General features: G+C 44.3%; 14 protein-coding genes and 1 riboswitch. Of the genes, 1 reads left to right on the top strand and 13 read right to left on the bottom strand.

Features of this window, described 5'->3' with window-relative positions:
* Positions 1 to 226 precede the first annotated feature (226 nt).
* The 6 genes from HEM79_RS15755 to HEM79_RS15730 form a co-directional block, all read right to left on the bottom strand.
* Complete coding sequence (locus HEM79_RS15755; protein WP_176242922.1) at positions 227 to 478, bottom strand: helix-turn-helix domain-containing protein; 252 nt, start codon at positions 476 to 478, stop codon at positions 227 to 229.
* On the bottom strand, positions 475 to 816 hold the full coding sequence (locus HEM79_RS15750; RefSeq protein ID WP_176242923.1) for a hypothetical protein: 342 nt from the start codon (positions 814 to 816) through the stop codon (positions 475 to 477). The genes HEM79_RS15755 and HEM79_RS15750 overlap by 4 nt, the downstream gene beginning before the upstream one ends.
* Before the next feature lie 51 nt (positions 817 to 867).
* Positions 868 to 1,011 (bottom strand): hypothetical protein, encoded by a 144-nt coding sequence (locus HEM79_RS15745; RefSeq protein ID WP_176242953.1) that lies wholly within the window; start codon positions 1,009 to 1,011, stop codon positions 868 to 870.
* A gap of 221 nt (positions 1,012 to 1,232) precedes the next feature.
* Complete coding sequence (locus HEM79_RS15740; RefSeq protein ID WP_176242924.1) at positions 1,233 to 2,273, bottom strand: IS481 family transposase; 1,041 nt, start codon at positions 2,271 to 2,273, stop codon at positions 1,233 to 1,235.
* Positions 2,274 to 2,388: 115 nt separating this feature from the next.
* Positions 2,389 to 3,993 carry an LA2681 family HEPN domain-containing protein gene (locus tag HEM79_RS15735; protein ID WP_176242925.1) on the bottom strand — a complete coding sequence of 535 codons (1,605 nt, stop codon included), beginning with the start codon at positions 3,991 to 3,993 and terminating at the stop codon, positions 2,389 to 2,391.
* A 12-nt stretch (positions 3,994 to 4,005) separates the two neighbouring features.
* Complete coding sequence (locus HEM79_RS15730) at positions 4,006 to 8,070, bottom strand: NACHT domain-containing protein (RefSeq protein ID WP_176242926.1); 4,065 nt, start codon at positions 8,068 to 8,070, stop codon at positions 4,006 to 4,008.
* 250 nt (positions 8,071 to 8,320) lie between these two features.
* On the opposite strand from HEM79_RS15730, the gene HEM79_RS15725 reads away from it, so the two are divergent.
* Positions 8,321 to 9,877 (top strand): AAA family ATPase, encoded by a 1,557-nt coding sequence (locus HEM79_RS15725; protein WP_176242927.1) that lies wholly within the window; start codon positions 8,321 to 8,323, stop codon positions 9,875 to 9,877.
* 188 nt (positions 9,878 to 10,065) lie between these two features.
* On the opposite strand, the gene ldtA is transcribed toward HEM79_RS15725, so the two are convergent.
* The 7 genes from ldtA to pduF all read right to left on the bottom strand — a co-directional run bounded on the left by ldtA (position 10,066) and on the right by pduF (position 16,416).
* The gene (gene ldtA / locus HEM79_RS15720; RefSeq protein ID WP_176242928.1) at positions 10,066 to 11,001 is read right to left on the bottom strand and encodes a L,D-transpeptidase; all 936 of its coding nucleotides are present in this window, start codon (positions 10,999 to 11,001) and stop codon (positions 10,066 to 10,068) included.
* A 61-nt stretch (positions 11,002 to 11,062) separates the two neighbouring features.
* A complete protein-coding gene (cobT, locus tag HEM79_RS15715) occupies positions 11,063 to 12,142 on the bottom strand; it encodes a nicotinate-nucleotide--dimethylbenzimidazole phosphoribosyltransferase (RefSeq protein ID WP_176242929.1) in 1,080 nt (359 codons plus the stop codon).
* An 11-nt stretch (positions 12,143 to 12,153) separates the two neighbouring features.
* A complete protein-coding gene (gene cobS, locus HEM79_RS15710; protein ID WP_010348811.1) occupies positions 12,154 to 12,897 on the bottom strand; it encodes an adenosylcobinamide-GDP ribazoletransferase in 744 nt (247 codons plus the stop codon).
* The gene (cobU, locus tag HEM79_RS15705; protein WP_176242930.1) at positions 12,894 to 13,439 is read right to left on the bottom strand and encodes a bifunctional adenosylcobinamide kinase/adenosylcobinamide-phosphate guanylyltransferase; all 546 of its coding nucleotides are present in this window, start codon (positions 13,437 to 13,439) and stop codon (positions 12,894 to 12,896) included. Before cobU ends, cobS begins: the two co-directional genes overlap by 4 nt.
* 134 nt (positions 13,440 to 13,573) lie before the next feature.
* A complete protein-coding gene (locus tag HEM79_RS15700; protein ID WP_000849059.1) occupies positions 13,574 to 14,008 on the bottom strand; it encodes a hypothetical protein in 435 nt (144 codons plus the stop codon).
* Between the two features lie 218 nt (positions 14,009 to 14,226).
* Positions 14,227 to 14,401, bottom strand: a riboswitch (cobalamin riboswitch).
* A gap of 88 nt (positions 14,402 to 14,489) precedes the next feature.
* The gene (gene pocR, locus HEM79_RS15695) at positions 14,490 to 15,404 is read right to left on the bottom strand and encodes a transcriptional regulator PocR (RefSeq protein WP_000622041.1); all 915 of its coding nucleotides are present in this window, start codon (positions 15,402 to 15,404) and stop codon (positions 14,490 to 14,492) included.
* A gap of 202 nt (positions 15,405 to 15,606) precedes the next feature.
* Positions 15,607 to 16,416 carry a propanediol diffusion facilitator PduF gene (gene pduF / locus HEM79_RS15690; protein ID WP_176242931.1) on the bottom strand — a complete coding sequence of 270 codons (810 nt, stop codon included), beginning with the start codon at positions 16,414 to 16,416 and terminating at the stop codon, positions 15,607 to 15,609.
* Positions 16,417 to 16,807: the final 391 nt, after the last annotated feature.

Here is a 16,807-nt window from a genome sequence, read left to right as displayed (position 1 = left end):
GCCATGAAGCATTTTGAGCAGGAGGAAACCTACAGCCCGGCGGTGATGGCGATAAGGGAAAACTGTTTTTTCATTGCGTAGGATTGTTTGTTAGACGGGGAGTAAAAATACAGCGCAGCATCGGTACCGCAATCATCTCCCTGTGCGCAATCAGCCAGAGACAGATCACACACCGGGAGATACCGCGTATCAATGCTCCTGATAGTTCAGTCATTGATACCTGTAATCAGGCGCGTTTTCGCATAACTCTTTCTGTGCGATTTCCCTTTTCATCGAAGTATCTGGAGGGCCAGATAACTTCCGGTGATATTTCCAGCGCATCAGCGATAATTTTTTCGCCACGCGGCCACGAGCGGGACAGCGCATTGGCGAGTGTGGCAGACGCCAGCCCCGCCTGACGTGAAAGCGCCGCCAGTGACATCCCCTTTTTTCTTAGCCCCGCAATAATATCAGCAGGATGCCAGTCCTGTTGCATCATGCAGCCACCTCACTGATAAATTTCACACCATCGGCGGTACGCAGCCAGCGCGGCGCTTTCAGCCCCTCGGTAAAGTACCAGACCAGTTCACAGAGCAGCCCGGTCAGGGTTTGTTCTGTTTTTGGTTCCGCCGGGCGTTCCAGCAGAAGCTGGAGCAGCGCGAGGCAGGCGTGAAGCCGTCCACAAAGCGCCAGCCGCAGCGCGGGATCGTCGGTTTCTATCAGGGTTTCGGCGAAGCGGGCGCAGTAGTCGGCAAGGACGGTGAAGTCCGTGGCAGCGTTAAAGGGAACGGATAATAAATCGAGTAAATCGCAGTCAGGGGTGAGGATTGTAGCCATAGGGCAACCTCCAGTATGTGGTACTAAATACCGCCACCGGAAATGCCAATTTCACGGGTGGCGGAACCGAACGGAGTTGGCATTACCGGCCATACTGGACACCGGCGCGTCTTGCGACGCCCCCGTCCGGCCCGCCATTGAGGTGTAGCCGAACGCACGACACAAAAAAGGCGCAAATGCGCCATGTGCCGCCAGTATGAAATTCAGGATGCCAATCCCGGCGCCTGATTTTGCAGACGCGGGTAGAAGATACCGCTTTCAGTCGAAAACGGCAAGGGGAAGTCGTGGAATAGAGATCGCAGATTGTTATAAATATGCACAATAGTTACTGTCGACAAAGACGGCGCATATAGTAACTTGTATTAGCTCAGACCTGAGCTGACAGTTACCGGTTATTTATACAGGTATCTGTTAGATTACATCTGGCTTAAATTTTTCTCAGCCCAGATGCGCTTTCCATCAAGTAACGTTTCCATTGGCGTACGCCCGCAGCACATTTTCCCTTGATGGGTTCGCTCATTATTATAGTGAGCCAGCCATTCATCAAGATCCGATTGTAATGTTTCGAGAGCACCATACAACTTTTTACGGAACGTGACCTGATAAAACTCGTTTAATATCGTTCTGTGGAACCGTTCGCAGATACCGTTGGTCTGCGGTGACATCGCTTTCGTTTTCGTGTGGTCGATATCGTTAATCGCCAGATAAAGCTGGTAATCATGCTGCTCCACTTTGCCACAGTACTCTGTGCCTCTGTCGGTCAGTATTCTCAACATTGGCAGGCCATGAGACTCGTAAAATGGCAACACGCGATCATTGAGAAGATCAGCCGCAGTAATCGGCGTTTTGGTGACATACAGCTTGCAGTGAGCGACCTTCGAGTACGTATCGACGAACGTCTGCTGATATATACGTCCGACGCCTTTCAGATTGCCTACGTAGAACGTGTCCTGAGAGCCCAGATAACCCGGATGCGCGGTTTCAATTTCACCACAAGCCTCGTCATCACTGGCTTTACGTTCAAGTGCTGCGATTTGACTATCAGTCAGTTCGATACCCTCATGAGCCACTTTTTCTTCCAGGGCTTTCAGGTGCTTTTTGAAGTTCTCAAGATTATGTCGCTGCCAGACAGAACGGACGCCGCTTCCTGAGATAAAAATGCCCTGTTTACGCAACTCATTGCTACTCCGGTGCTGGCCGTGAGCGGGAAAAGCAACGGCATAATCAACAACAGCCTTCTCAGTTGCATCATCGGTGCGGTTCTTAAGATTAGGGGCGCGGCGACTACGGTTTATCAGCGCATCCACGCCGCCTTCATCAGCCAGCTCACGATAACGATAAAATGTATCACGCGAGACGCCCATTATTTTGCAAGCTTTAGATACGTTGCTGAGTTCTTCAGCCAGATTGAGCAAACCGGCTTTGTGTTTGATGACGGGATTGGTAGTATGAAGCATGAGAGTTACCTCGTGTTTTGTATAAGGATTCGACACCCATATCAAAACCGGTAACTCTCAACCTTTCAAGGCCATGTGTCAGATCAAGTCGCGACTAATACAAGTAACTTTACTCTCAATCTGTTGAATAGTTTTTCGCATATAATTCTCGGGTCATATAGTGGATACCCTCTTTCTTCTCTTTCATCCCTTCATGCCTCACCATAAAAGTAAATGAAAAAATTGCTGAACGTGTTATCTGAAGTAAATGTTCGAAATGACGGATAAAATCACTTTCTTTGATAAAAAGGATGTCTTTGATTAATCGATAAGATTCATAAATATCCTCAGGTTTATCACTTTTATGTACAACTAAAAACTTATGTTCTAAACCATTGCGCCATTCTTTATAGAAAGCCAACTCCCCACCCTTATCTTTATTCAGATCTGTAGCAATACTGTACAGAGCCAGAAGCCCTGGTGATTTTACCTTTTCAAATAATTGTCTTCTGTTATCGACATCTAACTGCCAAAAACTCTGGAAATAGATATTCTTCTGGGGTGTACCTTTTTTTGTTGTTGGGTATAGATTGTAAAGTTCACATATGGCTACTGCAATTTTATCGAGAATACCAAAGCAAAGACGAAATGCCGTCCTGATCTTTTCAATTTCTATCCCTAAAACTTCGTCATTATACAATTCCAGAAAATGACTTTCGTACTTAATGTAATCCGTGTTTTGTGGATGAAGATAATCAAAATAAAGATGGCGTGCGAGTGAAAATTCCGATTTAAGGCGATTTAATACCATCTCCATAGGAATGATAAAATCACCTGTTACGCCGCCTCCCGAAGCAATCACAAGATCATCTGTAGCACTTCCTACACATGGGCAATACAGACCATGTTCTGATAAAGTCAGATGATTTCTAAGACAAAACTGTCGATATGGGCTTAATGCTTCGAACTCTTGTTGTGTAAGTGCTTCATCGTGTTCATCAGTTTCAGCATCAACTGCATATTCTGCGATTTTATCGTTAGTTTGCGCTATGCGTTCTAAATAGAATGAATCCCATTGTGGTGGGATATTTTTTGATACTGAGGCTTTAATATATCCTGCTCTCACTTCTTTTAATAACTTAATTGAAAATGTAGATGAAATAAGATTAAGTACCATAAGTGACATCGAACGATTGACCCAAGCCTGTGGTATATCTAATCCCTTATGATTGGTAAGATCATAATATCTCAATGCCTCACTGAGCCGAAATTGACTTCTTAGCGAATTCGCCAAATTAACTGAAAGTTCAGCCTGAAAGTCCTCTTGCTCCTCAGCAGATAGATTAAAAGAGCGCCAGTAGATATTTTTTAAAGAAACCAATTCTTCTATCGATTTGAATGTATGCTCATTGGGGTTTGTGATATTCACCAGATTAGATAGCGCATTGCCATAATTATAATAGTAATGGCACTCTCCCAATAATGATATAAATGTTTCCTTGTTATCTTCCATCAGGTTGAAACCAAGTTCTGATGCACCTTTATTGTTTTGCATCTGCCCGATATCAACAAGAGCACCCGCAATGTTCGCCAATACTATAAAGTAGTTATCGATCCTGATTGTTATTCTTTCCAGTTTATTCAGAAACGCAACTGACTGTTGATAAGATTCTTCAAATCTTCCGATATCAACCAGTTGGCGAATAAAATTGCTTTCATCGACAAGCTCTTTTGTTATCATGATAAATTTTCCTTATATAGAAGAATTCGGTGCTTCAACAGAATGTATATCCTCACCGGACACATCAATAACTATCGCTGATAAGCGATCTCTTCTTTCAACCGGCACAGTTTCATTAAGCATATTTTCCATTGCACTGGCATTTTCAGGTTGAGCCATAGTTTTCGCCCAACGAGGCAGGGAATTCGGTCGAGCAGAACCAAACCAAAAAACCAGATAGATACCGTGACCAGCAGCATCGGGGTTTTTAGTATAAAGCTTGTCCAATTGCCCATTGAGCGCAGTCCAGACATCACGATGATAATCACGCTTTATCTCTACAGGTATTTTTATCCCCGGTAGTGAAACAATGATATCTGCCCTTTTATCAGAAACCATGTGTCCTTCTGGTTCACAGCTTATTTTTAATGGATTAAGCCGGACACGGAGTAAATCCAGAAAAACATTACGGCAACTCTCTTCAGGTTTAGGCGTTAGGGTACGGCCATAACTGTCTTCATTCCAGAATTGTTTATAAATATCGGTATTTTCATTGGCAATTCGGTTAGAAATATCTCGTATATGATCGAGCAACAATGAGTAAAGATCCATTACGTTGGCAGGTGTTTCATTCATCAATGTACTTACAGCCTGCTTCCAGTCGGCATGATGGAACTGTGATTCTCTATAACGAATTTTCTGATTGCTTTGGGCATGTGAAAGATGATCCCGATAACTTTCACATTCAGGCAGCAGTAATAAACGCTCAAGTGCTTCACTGGCATCGTATGAAGAAATAGAAGAAACTTCGCTAATCAATACTCTGATAAATTCTGCATAATCCCAGCTATTCCTTGAACCATGACTTCCATCTACTGGATGATAAGCATTAGGGAAATGTGTTGCTGAAACCCTAATGATGGTTTCTAATTGAATTAAAGAAAGTTCTTGATTATTATTTTCTCTCCGTCTTCTGGCATTACCAGTTAATTCACGCACAATCCAAATGATCTCAGAATCTGACTTCGCTTCAGAGATAAATAAATCAGAAACCTGTTCGGGGGCTAGCAAATAACAACACGATAACCAACTATGATAGTTAACCTTCTTTAATACACCTCGTCGTTTAACCATAATTTGAGATAGTTCCAGCAATTCTTCATGTATCTGTGGATGTGCCAGTAGCCATTCGACTAAGCTTTGCGTGTGATTAATATCATCAGGATATTTTTTAGCAAAATACATAACTAAAGGGATGACGTAAAAATCTCGTAAGGATTTCTCATGTAATATATAGTTCAATGCCACAATATGTTGAATTTTATTTTTCATACAAAAGTCTATTATATAACTATATGTTTCTATGAATAGATCTTCTCGATAAAGTATTACATACTTTTTCCATGGCAATGAATAGGTCGTAATAACATTGTCTTCTTTAACATGGATTGATAATCTTGCATCCAAAGTTATTAACATTTTTAGCAATTCATTATCCCAAAGAGTTATGTCATCTTTCTGTTTCCATAGTTCGTCACTTCCCGCCAATATAGCATACCACCATTCATAATATTCACCTTTTATTAAAGAGTTATTAATATCATCTATAGACGGGAGATCTGCGTTGCCTAATAGAGCCACAAGACCAGAAATGGCGTCTATAGCACTTTTATCCCCAAGATTTGATGACAGACGCTCAAAGCAGGATAGCTTTTCATCTACATCGCTATATAATGCATAATAAATATACGCAATATGCTTAAGCCATCCTAAATGATCACCCGAGACAATCTGTTCTCTTAATTGATGAAACTCCAGTTTATTTGAATCTATAATATTTCTTTTTTCTCTCTCACTTTCTATCCTGCTGATATTGAACTTCACCCGCCATTCATCAATCCCACAAACTGATGTTGCTTCTAAAATAGAATAAAGTTCATTATTCAAATCAGCATAAGCAATAAGAAGTTCAAATACCTGCTGTGACGGTTTAGCACAGTCCCAAAGAACAGAAAATGCTAATCGATAAATGAATTTCGTCTTGTCTGAAACGTTTCCATTACTTGACAGATAGTGTATAAACCGAGACAAAAGAAGTTCATGTGGAATAACGCCAAATGTACTTTGTCTAAACTCATGTAAAAACAGATATCCTGTGTTATATCTAGTAAAAGATGTTATTGCCGCATCTATAATATCTTCATATTGCCAATCACGTTCTTTTAGCAACTGGACAATCTGGGCTGTTTTATTCTCAAAAGTACTATAATGCTCTTTATACCAGTGATGAACATGCAGACACATCCATATCTGTTCAGCAGTATACTGCTCTTTCGCATTAAGAATAATCTCCAGACCACTTTCAATATAATACAAAACCTCGTGACGATTTCTTGGTGATGAATACCAGTTATCTATATTTTTATTTTGGTATTGAGATAGGCATTCAAATATTGTCATTATCTCCTCGGCAGGAACAACATCAATTATTCCCCATAGAGATCCTACCGGTAAACTTTCCTTAGTAATACTTAAAGTATCAATCAAGAGTTTTGCGACATCCAATGCAGAAAAATAATCCTTACAAAGCAATTGAATAATGTGGTTGCGCAACCGAATATTGTCGTGATTTATCTCTTTCAATTCAGAATAAATTTCGACGACTTCTTTAATACCTGATGGCCCCGAGTGTATTAATGCTGTTGTCGCTTCTTCTTTTTCGGCATATGAATGACGTTCAGATTTAACAATATCAACTAAATCCTCATTCAATGATAATATTGGGGTTGCAACAGATAGAGATTCGAGGATAAGCATACGCAATGAAAATCGCGATTTGGGATCATGAATAATCAGGCGCAAATGTGCTTCCATCTCCTCGCTCACGAAGCCATTCAAATTAGAAGAAAAGCCGTGGTTTCTAAACCAAGGATCGCTTTCCGAAAGTTTGGCCAGTGCCGTAAGTAAACTTTGTTTATCTACAGTAGATAACGAAGCTGCATCACCATAAGTCAGTACACCATAAGGGTCAGCTTCAATGAAGGCCTGGCCGTGTTGTGGTAAAAAGACCGCCAACCATGCGTGCAATCCCCTTAATTCTGAAGACGGATAGCCCTCAAACCCCAGAAGGCTTCTCAAACGTCCCAAGGGTAATCCCTTCTCAACAATACTGGCTAACCATTTTGCTGCTAAATACTCGGCAATTGTCCTGTGGCTGTAATCAACTGTCTCAACTTCATCCCCGGTGGAAAAAATGCGTCGGGATAGCGTCGCTCTGATTATTTCATGTGAGAAAAACGGAATGGTTCTATAGCCAGGATATTCTGGTCGGATATCATTCGGAAGCAGAGAAATCCCGGAAACATCACTCAGTATACGCAACGCACAGATAGACCCAGCAGGGTGCTCTAACTCGTCGCTGGTATAAATTCCTGAATCTTGCCGCGTGTGCTCTCTACTATGTTCAGTTAAAAGAAGCTGTGTCGCTGAGTGGAAAAGCTCAGACCTCGTCCGGGGCCAATTTCCTTCTTTGACAGCCTCAGCCAGCATAAGCAGGTTTTGTGGGTTGTGAAGAAACTCATAGGCAGAGTGTTTTTCTGCCTCCTCCAGAAATTTCTCGGGATGCTCTATGCCATGAACATGCAGAATCGCTTTCTGTTCTTCCCTTGATAACTGCTGCAAATGTAAAACGACATATCCCCCTGTTCGCTCAAAATAGGGTAAAAATGCTGAAAGGTCTGATTCACCCAGCCAGTCCTGAGAGCGACAGGAGATTCTGACCTTTTGCGGAGTTTGGGAAAAAAGCCTCTGGACTATGTCATCTACAACATCGCTACTGTTATGACTGCTCCTTTTTTCATCTAATGCATCAATAAATAAGGCTTTTTGATTATCTATCGGAACACCACTTAAAAAATGCCGTACCGTCAGATAGTTTGACTCACCTAATCCCGCAAATTGTCTGAAAAGATGAGTTTTTCCAGCGCCAGGGTCGCCAAGCAGAACAATGTTTGGAAACTCCGAATAATCGTCAAATGTCTTAGTTTGGCTATCTTTATCCTCTTGGGGGTGAATTTGCCTGACTCGTCTGTTTAACATGTTATGATTTCCTGCATATCTGTTTTTCTAGTAGGGCTGTATCCATAATCAGGCATGTGCACCAAATCTGAGGTTGAGGTACGACCACATAGCCTATCCCTGGTGCTGAAAAGCTAATCATTACTGCCATGATGTCGCGGCTCTTGATACGCGACATGGCCCATGACAAGCAGAAGAGACCAGTAGGACTTCAAGCGAGGTATTATAAACCTCATACACATTAACTAGTTGCCCTTCAAGGAAGAATACTATGCCGGTGACCTATTTATCATTCGCAAATCTCAGAAAAGTAGCCTTCACCAACTCGCATCATACCCCTCTGCCAGATGGGAATATCCTTCAGCCAGCTCAAATCAATATTATTTCAGGCCCCAACGGAAGTGGTAAATCAACGGTTCTTGATATCCTACGTACCATTTCGGATCCCACTAAATTGGTTTCGCTCGGCAGAGAGAACATGCGAAGTGATACCACAGGATTTTTTCGGTTAGAGTTTGACAACAATACCATTCTTGTTGCCCTATTCACTTCTCAGGGTATCGGTAAATCGCATGTGGGTGTGATGGCGAAGCATTCTACCGGGGAACTGATACATGAGGACACCATCAACTCTCATTCGCCACAGCCATTTCCTTCTGGCTACGCGCAATGCATGAAAGAGCTACAGCAGAATGTATCTTACCGCTCTGGTCATGATATTACCGGCCTCCCACTGGAAAAAGTCGTTATGTATCTCAATAAAGATGCACGCTATCTTCCGGGCACTGCTGCATCAGGATTAAAAGAGAACGCCTTTCGCTACCAACGGCCCCCCGGACAACAAAGCTTTTCAGAGTATATCCTCGAACGCTGCTTTTCTGTTTCAGATAGCGGCCCGAATGCACTCAGTGTCTGGCTGAACGATGATGAGCTTCAGTCTAATATCATAAGCATTGAGGATATACCAGCCGGCTGGAAAGCATTCGCCGGGCTTCTCACCTGGCTTTCTCTGCAGGCTCCACTCACAATCTGTGTCATAGAAGAGCCAGAAGTACATATTCATCCTCACCTTCAGCGTATTCTCGTTAAAAGAATAAAAGAAATTACAGCTGAAAAACGCCTCCAGCTATTTATTAGCACGCACTCAACCGTTTTTCTTGAATATGGAATTTGGGACAACATACAAGTCAGTCTGTATGAGGCTGATGGGTATGGTGTCAAAAACTTCACCCGGTCCGCAGCTTTTCTTTCTGTTATGGGGATACGGCCAAGTGAGATTTTTCAAGCCAATGGAGTAATCTGGGTCGAGGGCGTTAGTGATCGCATTTATATCCGACACTGGCTGAAACTGTATTGTGAGGAAAACGGCCTCGATACTCCTATTGAAAACGTTCACTATGTGTTCATTCCCTATGGAGGCGCAATGTTAAAACACTACTCGGCGGAAAGTACTGATACCATTCAAACACTGATGATCAACAAGAACTGCATTTTTATCGCTGACCGTGATAATGATTATGATATGACCACGCCTGCGAATCCCATTTTATTAAGTGCTAAAACGGCAAAAGAAGCAATCCGGCAAAATCTACCCACATGGATTACACAGGGTTACACAATGGAAAACTACTTACCCGAACCAGCGTTTAGTAAGTTTTTTGATGTAACAGCGGATAAAACCAGATTGAAAAGCGGTAAAGCGAAAATGGAAGTTGCAGCCTATTTTGAAAATACCGTCACTGAGTTTAAGGGAAGCTATAACTCAGGCTTGAATCTATCGGAGATGATTGAATTCATCATTAATCATATTTCCACCTGGAATAGGTAGGTTCTTCTAATATGTTACTATAGGCAGGCGGTCTAAAGGTGGTCATTCTGGTGGTCTTGACAAACCCGATTTTTAGGTTTAGCTTACCAATCAGCTAGTTAATGGCTACGGCGATCCCAGTCAGAGGAGCCAGATTCAAAAAAAGCCTGCTTTCGAGCAGGCTTTTTGCTTTTTATACGACAGCTATTTTAAAACATCTGCTTTGAACCAGAACTAATTTGCACAGGCATTCCCGAACGGCGTTCCAGTACAGCATTCGCACGATTCACATCAACTTCTTGCCCGTTGATAAACGCCCGCAAGGAAGGCGTCATCGGCAATGGCACTTTTCTGTCGGACTCATATTCTGCACGATTGCGCGACAGCGGCTCATGAACTTCCAGCCACTTTGAACCATCCGGCTCCGTTGTGTATTTCACTGGCTGATCAATAAGTTGCACGCGCGTCCCTACCGGAACATTATCAAACAGATATTTGATATCGTCATTGCGCAGACGAATACAACCCTGACTTACCCGTAGGCCAATCCCAAAATTGGCATTAGTACCGTGAATGGCATATAACCTGCCGATATAAATCGCGTACAGCCCCATAGGATTATCGGGTCCGGCTGGGACAAATACAGGCAGGCTCTCCCCACGCTTTGCATATTCACGACGAGTGTTAGGGGTTGGCGTCCAGGTTGGTGCATCTTGTTTGCGTTCAACGGCAGTCACCCAATTACGCGGGGTTTCTCGTCCAGCCTGACCAATACCAATAGGAAACACTTCCACAGTATTACTGTCTGGTGGGTAGTAATACAGACGCATCTCGGCGACGTTAACCACAATCCCTTTTCGCACAGTGGCGGGTAAAATCAGTTGCTGCGGAATGGTGAGTTGCGAACCAGACTTCGGCAAGAAAACATCAGCCCCCGGATTCGCTTCCAGCATATTGCTCAGCCCTTGTCCGTACTGCGCGGCAAAAGTTTCCAGCGGCTGGGTATTGTGATCGGGAACCGTTACTGTAAGTGGCTGCCCCACTAAACGACTCCCCTCTGGGGGTAATGGATAAGTTACCGCCAGGCTATTATGGCTGGCAAAAAGCAGAGCAAATGAACAAAGAATATTTACACGACGCATCATATCCCTTTCCTAAGTCGCGAAAGCCATCCGATAAGTATAGCTTTTATCAGACTTTTCGTTTTTAACTGTTCAATTCTGAAGTTGTATTCCCCGGTAGAATAATATTGCTGGCAGCAAGTTCGCCCATGTTGTTGTATATCGTGCAAGCAGCGTCAATGATGGGCATCGCCAGCGCCGCACCACTCCCCTCACCTAAACGCATTTCCATATTGATATACGGCTCCAGCTCCAAATGTGCCAGCGCAATACGCGCCCCTTTTTCTGCCGACAAATGGGAAGGAATAAGATACGGTTTGATTGCAGACGACATCTGACACGCAGCAAGCGCGGCGGCATAAGAAAGAAAGCCATCCAGCAACACGGGTAAACCACAGGAAGCGGCTCCTGAGATCACGCCAGCCATTCCGACCAAATCAAATCCACCGACTTTTGCCAGTACATCAATACCATCCAGCGGATTCGGTTGATTCAACATAATTGCCCGACGAACAACATCAACTTTGTTTGCCAGTTTATCTGTCGGCAGGTTTGCGCCAATACCAACCACTTCTTCGGGATCGCGTCCCGTAATTGTGCTGACTATTGCCGCAGCCGGCGTCGTGTTTGCCATTCCCAGCTCACCCACGCCAAACAGCGTGACGCCATTTTTCGCCAGTTCACGCGTATAACGAATGACTTCCAGAAGCAACTCTTCAGCCTGACAGCGGCTCATTGCAGAACCTGAAGCAATATTGCCGCTACCTCGAGCGACACGCATATTGATAAGTCCGGGTATTGGCTCCGCAGTATCTATCCCTACATCAATTACATGAACTTTAGCCCCCGCCTGTGCTGCCAGAACACACACGCCGGTTGTTCCGCGTAGCATATTTTCGGCCTGAATGGCTGTCACCGCTTTCGGGGAAATAGTGACACCTTCATCCCAGACGCCGTGATCGGCGCACATAACCACTACCGCTTTTTTGCCCACATGAGGAACACCATTCAACCCCGGCATTCCTGCCAGTTGTACGGCAAGCGCCTCCAGCCTTCCCAGACTACCGACGGGTTTGAGTAACCCGTCAATATGCCGTTGTGCGCGTGACATAGCAGCATGATCGATGGCCGGGATCGTATTCAGTAAATCGGCAAGTGTTTGCATGTTGCTTCTCTTTATAGCAGCGCCAGCAGAAATACCAGCTCACCAAGCTCTATGGCAGCTCCCAGCGTATCGCCGGTTTGCCCGCCCAGAGTACGTTTGAGAAGCTGACCGAGGACGAAAATTGCCACCATCGTCACCACCATAGCAGCCACACCATGCATACCTGGCAGTAATACAGCAGCAAAAATCACGGCTAAACCGAGGGTTACACAGGTTTGTCGCCCATCAATTTTGCCAATGAACACATTGCCAAGCCCTTCTTCCCGGGCATAACGATGACGATACATCAATAATGCGGCAGTCCCTCGGCTGACAGCACATGCTGCTGCCAGCGATGCCAGAATCGGCTCACCACGTAGAGCCAGCTCGCTCAAAATCAAAATCTTTCCCAGCACAACAAAAATCAATGCCAGACCGCCGTGGGTGCCTAAACGGCTATCACGCATGATTTCCAACATACGATCTCGGCTACGTGCAGAAAATACGCCATCACAGGTATCGGCAAGGCCGTCCAGGTGGAATCCTCCGGTCATCAGCGCCAGAACCAGCACGCTAAACAGTGCCGCCAGCGGTACGCCACACCATGCCTGCAACACCATGAAGACCAGCCCGCTAATCGCGCCAAGCAATAAACCAATTAAGGGAAAAGTAATGATGCCACGAGAATAATGTTCGAAATCCAGTCCCTGGGACCAACGACGCGGTACAGGCAGACGCGTAATGAAAGAGAGCATCGCCCAAAATAATTTACTCATTTGATTTTTACTCCAATACCCGAAACCACCAGCCATACTTCATCTGCCGCAGCGGCCAGTTGCTGATTCACTCGCCCGGCAATATCACGAAAATGTCGCGCCAGACGATTCTCCGGCACAATACCCATTCCCACTTCATTGGTCACTAATACGACCTTTGCAGGGCAACGTTGACAGGCCGCAATCAACGACTGAATCTCGCCATTTATCGCTTGCTCCATCGCCACATAATCCCATTCTTCAGGGTCTTTATTGCCGCCATAATCAAACAACAGATTAGTCACCATTGTCGTAATGCATTCCAGCAACACTGCATTCTGCGGATTAATGTCGGCATTAATTAACTCATCAAGCTGTTGCCAGCGTTCCACCGTGCGCCAGTGCGCCGGACGCCCCTGCCGATGATGCTCAATCCGTGCTGCCATCTCATCATCAAGGATTTGCGAAGTGGCGATATACAGAACCTGTGGAGTATCCCCAATAAGCGTCTCGGCGTGCCGACTCTTCCCGCTCCGTGCACCACCCGTCACCAAAATCATCATACGGACTCCTGGTTCAATTGTATGATGGTATTTATTGACCAGAACTATGGATGCGCCATCGTTGCTGATCGTAATAACATTTCCGCAATTAATACTGCGCGTAATGAAAATAAAAATCCAGCGTTCTCAATCCATTACGAATGAAGGCGGTGTTGTGAAATAGTCCGCTTTCCCTGTGTAAACGTCTGACAGAATGTGCCATTGGCAACATTTTCTCTGCATTGACACATTTCATTCAGATAATGGATTAATGCTACCGCCCCACCAGCCGGACCAGCCAGCAAACGAGCATTATGCCGTGTGATTAAGATTACCGTTGCGCCATCAGGATGAGAGAAACTTTCTGGTATGGAGACCCCGTTTTCAGCAATCAATAACAGCACTGAATAATCGGTATACGCGTCTGATAACGATTGAACTGCTCCACCTTTAAAAGGCAAGAAACCTTGCTGCCAGTCCTCACCAACAAAGCAGGTCATTGGCAACATTTCAGCCAGATATTTCGCCAGATTAATATCGCCAGAGGAGAGGCAAAAAAGGGCTATCGATTCGGGTTTTATCGTTTTCATATCCCCCGTCCTCCGCTTCGTTTCCTGTAATGACGGTTAGGCTGATATACCATGAAAAACGATTGCCGCACATTGAGAGCAGCGCAGGTGCCTGTCGGCACTACAATGAATGAACTAAATGATGCCGCCATACCCTGATCCTCTCAGGGTGGTAGGGGTATAAAGACGCGCCAATACTCAACCGGGCGCTTCCGGACAACCCACTTCCCACCGAAGTTGTTGGTATTGACTGACAGGCTGGTCTTCTGGCTTCGCATCATCCTTCCCCGGCCTTCCCAATCTCGCGATCAGTGGTATTTTCGGGGTTGTCAGCATTACAGCAGCGGGGGCTGCGAGGGATTTTCACCCTCTTCCCAGGCACAAATGTGCCGAACCTGTCAGCGTATGTTATGAGCTGATCTCACTTATCCCATAACACGTAAATAACGTTAATTAATATTGCCAGAGTCTATTTAATCATCCCTCATTTTCCACATTAAATTTATGCTGTTTCCGCTGCTACATTTTCACTAATTTGCTGACGATATACCTGCGGAGTCACCTGATACGTCTGGCGAAAAACTTTGCAGAAATAACTGGTTTGTGAGAAGCCTAAATTACGCGCGATACTGGCGATACTCCAGTCACTATGGCACAGCAGCTCACGCGCGCTGGCCATTCGTTGTTGGTTTACCCACGCATTAAAACCAATCCCATGATATTTCTTAAACAACTTACTGAAATAATAAGGGCTTAGATAAACATGTGAGGCAACATCTTCCAGACGCAAATCGTCTGATAAATGCGCATCGATATAGCGCAATGCTTTTTTCATTTTATTATCATGGGGATTAGGCGCACGGGTCTGACGAACTGACCCCGAATGAGGTTTATTCTCTTTAATAACGACAAAATTGAGTTGCTTTTTGAGGCAATTTTCCACAATCAACTTCAACAAATCAGCAGAGGCCATAACCCGCGAGTAATCCATTTCAGGAACTTTGCGAAACTCATTAAGTAATTCTGGGTCGGCTTGCCAACAATCATCGACATTCAGAATATCGATCAAGTCAACATCATCATTACGCAGGCGAACTTGTCCACACAACACAAAGCCGACTAAATGCCCGGCAATCACCAGAGGAATAGAGAAATCGGTTAACCCTGCATGACAGCGGTAAATACAAGGCTGATCGGATTTAGAGGCTTCCAGACCACCACAACGATCGCTCATGCGACAGCGAGTGCTAAGCTGAGGGTGTTGGCGCATCATCTGACAAAATGGGGTGAAGTTAAACAGCTCGGAGATTTCATCACCGTGGATATTGACCACGACAACCGCAAGACTAGTCGCCTGCGCAAAATCCTGTGCGATTTTATTAATGAGTTCTGAATTAAGTGTCGCCGCAGAAATCATGATAAAACCTCCCAGTTAATTTATTGTTATAGCAAAACAATTGTTTTACATTTAATCTTCACATCATCCTTAATGATTTACTGACGAGAAGCACAACGGACAATAACAAAAGCCTCCATGAAGCGGGAGACTTTTTAATAAGTTCGGAAAGCAGATCACAAACACTAAAAAAATAAACGTTTATAACCGCCAGGTTATTTCACTATTCGCTGATATCTTTAGGCGTAACACTATTGACAGGTAAATTTTGTGCAATAAGAAAGCGATAAATCGCCGCACCCACACAGGCTCCAATGACCGGAGCAATAATGGGTACAATAAAATAAGGAATATTGCGCCCGCCAGTCATTGCAATTTCCCCCCAACCAGCAAGCCAGGTGAAAATTTTTGGCCCAAAATCACGCGCTGGATTCATGGCAAAACCGGTTAATGGTCCGGTAGAAGCACCAATAACAGCGACCAGAATACCAATAAGTAAAGGCGCAAGCGGTCCTTTGGGTACGCCATTACCGTCATCGGTCAACGCCATAATCAACCCCATTAACATGGACGTTATGACCACTTCAACCAATGCAGCCTGCCATACATTTATCGCCGCTGCCGGGTAAGTACTGAAGATACTGGCGAGTTGTAAACTTTCTGCACTACCACGAACCATATTGTGAGCAGATTCAAAATCGGCAAACAAATTGCTGTATAAAAAATATGCCAGAACCGCACCACCAAAGGCTCCCGCTAATTGTGCCACACAAAATGGCAGCACTTTACGACCAGGAAAAGCGGCAAACAACCACAGAGCAATAGTAACCGCCGGGTTAAGATGAGCGCCGGAAATGCCTGCCGTAAGGTAAACAGCAAGTGAAATACCTAACCCCCAAATAATACAAATTTCCCACAGTCCCAGACTTGCACCGGAAAGTTTTAGGGCGCACAAACAACCAATGCCAAAAAAGAGGAACAGTCCGGTGCCCAAAAACTCGGCAACGCATTGCGCCTTGAGTGAATCATTCATAGCGACACCTTTTTCACAGAGTCTTTTTCTTTATCAGCCAACAATGCGCTGATTGTTGTGTATATCGAACGCAACTATAAAAATTGTGCTGAAAAAAATATTGCCAACATGCATGCCAGATTCGTGGAAAAATCGTGTTGCTATAGCAAATTATTGTCATCGCCATAGCATTCACCACAGCAATCATCACTATTGTAGTTATGAATATCGCCAAACTGACACAATAAAAAATTGCCAAACCTGCATAATAAAATTTAAACAAATATCACAGTTAATTTTAGCAAACCAAACTCGACGAAATATTATTTCAAATTAAAATCGCTGTCTCAATGCAATTAATTCACATCAAACCACGCCAAAAACAACCAATAAATGAATAACATATATTCTC

The organism is Escherichia sp. 93.0816 (assembly GCF_013368855.2).
GTDB classification, from domain to species: Bacteria; Pseudomonadota; Gammaproteobacteria; order Enterobacterales; family Enterobacteriaceae; genus Escherichia; species Escherichia ruysiae.
The sequence above is the reverse complement of the archived record's forward strand: the minus strand, read 5'-3'. Positions and strand labels throughout refer to the sequence as shown.